Annotated in this window: 3 protein-coding genes; all 3 read left to right on the top strand. The window is 36.1% G+C overall.

All coding sequences use genetic code 11. The features are described 5' to 3' along the window. Positions 1-86: 86 nt before the first annotated feature. The 3 genes from INT03_RS00380 to INT03_RS00370 all read left to right on the top strand — a co-directional run bounded on the left by INT03_RS00380 (position 87) and on the right by INT03_RS00370 (position 1,899). Positions 87-512 (top strand): hypothetical protein, encoded by a 426-nt coding sequence (locus tag INT03_RS00380; RefSeq protein WP_193007130.1) that lies wholly within the window; start codon positions 87-89, stop codon positions 510-512. 73 nt (positions 513-585) lie between these two features. Beyond that, the gene (locus INT03_RS00375) at positions 586-840 is read left to right on the top strand and encodes a hypothetical protein (RefSeq protein WP_193007129.1); all 255 of its coding nucleotides are present in this window, start codon (positions 586-588) and stop codon (positions 838-840) included. Between the two features lie 168 nt (positions 841-1,008). Further along, positions 1,009-1,899: a DNA adenine modification methylase gene (locus INT03_RS00370; RefSeq protein WP_193007128.1), complete on the top strand. Its 891-nt coding sequence runs from the start codon at positions 1,009-1,011 to the stop codon at positions 1,897-1,899. The last annotated feature ends 110 nt before the right edge of the window (positions 1,900-2,009 follow it).

Raw genomic sequence — 2,009 nt, 5'->3', positions numbered from 1 at the left:
TTATATATAATAGGTTTTATGAGGTCGGCAAGGTGCTGGCCACCCAGTCGTTAGGGTATTAGCGGCAAAGTTAGAAGGTGATAGTTATGAGTAACTTTCAATCAGTAAGCGCAGTTAAAAAAGAAAATGACGACCGTATGAGCGAATGCTTTGAAAAGCATGGCGTTTTCTTTGCTTTTAGCAATGAGCAGCTAAGTAAAGGCATGAAAAAAATTGGCGTAGAAAAACGTGAAGAAGTGCAGAGTTTAGGTGGCGGCATGATTTGCAAGGCTGATTCAGTAGTGAGTTTTATTAAAGAATTTAAAATTGTTCAAGAAGAAAATAAAAAGGATATGATTGAAAAGGTCGGGATAGATAATCTCATACGTTATGAACTTTTAAATTACGAATGCTACTATAGTCATGAGCTTGAAGATGCTATTGAAGCGCTAGAGGGTTACGGAATAACAGACATTAATTATATTAATAAGATATTTCAAGAAGAATGGCACAAAAATATTGACAATTGGTAATTGTCATAATTTTAAAAACGGTCATTAGTGTTAATTGCTAATGACTTTCATTTTTTATTGAAAGGTGATTATTATGAGTCAATTAAGTTTAGATAATATCGAAAAGATTGTAAAATTAAAAGAAGTAACATTTTTATATAGTATTAATACGCCTCGAAAATACTATTCATCGTGTGAGAGTTTTATATTTGATGTTAACGGATTATCTAAAAATGAGATAGCAGAAAAATGCGAAGCAGATATGAGAAAAAAATTGAATAATTTGTTTAATGGTGCTGATTGTACTTGGAGAATTAACGTATTAAGAGCAACTAATATACGACATTAAATTTACTGGGATGATGAGGGGCTAACATAGTGGTGTTAGCCTTTTTTTATTGCGTCAAAGAAAAATAAATAGTAATATTTGTTGAAAAAGTTATACATACGTTATATAATATTATACACAAGGTCGGCAAGGTGCTGACCTCATTTTTCAAAATGAAAAGGATAAAAAATGAGCTTTCAAAATTCTGTGGCATCGTACCCAAATCGCGGAAATTATGGCAAAAGCAGTTATCGCGGCAATTGCACAGGTCATATCATCCGTGATTTTTGCGAGTCATATCTAAAAACTGGCGGTCTATTGGTTGACCCCAGCATAGGCGGTGGAACGTCACAGGACGTTGCACAGGCAATGGGAATCAATTTTGTAGGCACTGACCTAAGCCAAGGCTTTAACTTACTGACAGACGATTTAGGCGGCTTTGTAGGCGCTGAGGCTGATTGTGTTTGGTGGCATCCCCCTTACTGGAATATGATTAGATATTCGGGCAATCAATGGGGAGAAGAAGCGAACCCTTGGGATTTATCACAAATGAATATTAATGATTTTACCGAAGCGCTGATATTGGCAATGATGAATATTCATGATGCAACTAAAAGCGGCGGTTACTATGGGATTTTGATGGGCAATATGCGAAAGCAGGGCAAGTATTATAATTTTAGCTCATTGATTGAGCGCGTAGCGCCAGCGCGTTTGGTTGATGAAATTATCAAGGTTCAACATAATACAATGAGTGATAGCCGTAGCTATAACGGCAAACTGGTGAGAATCGCCCACGAGAAATTATTGGTCTTTAAAAAAGAGGCAACCGCAGCCCTTTATTTTTTAGCAAAGACTATGAACAGATTGGAGCAAGGGCTAAAACTGACTTGGAAAGCAGCAATTAGAAGAGTGCTACAAACTCAGAAAAAAACTTGGAGCTTAGCAGAGGTTTACGAAAAAATTAAACCGTTCGCTGAACAAAAAGAAAATGAACACTGGAAAGCTAAGGTTCGCCAAACGTTAGCGGATGAACGCTATTTTAAGCGCGTAGATAAAGGAGTTTATGAGTTGGTAGCATAGAGCTAAAGCCTTAATATACGTGGCTTACGTCACGTATATTATTTAAAAGTAAAGGATTTATCGCTTGCAAATGTTAGTCATATTATATATAATATTAGGTACAAGGTCGG

This window comes from Psychrobacter sp. PG1 (genome assembly GCF_014897815.1).
Lineage (GTDB): Bacteria > Pseudomonadota > Gammaproteobacteria > Pseudomonadales > Moraxellaceae > Psychrobacter.
Note: the sequence above shows the minus strand (reverse complement) of the source record. Positions and strands in the feature narration are given on the sequence as shown.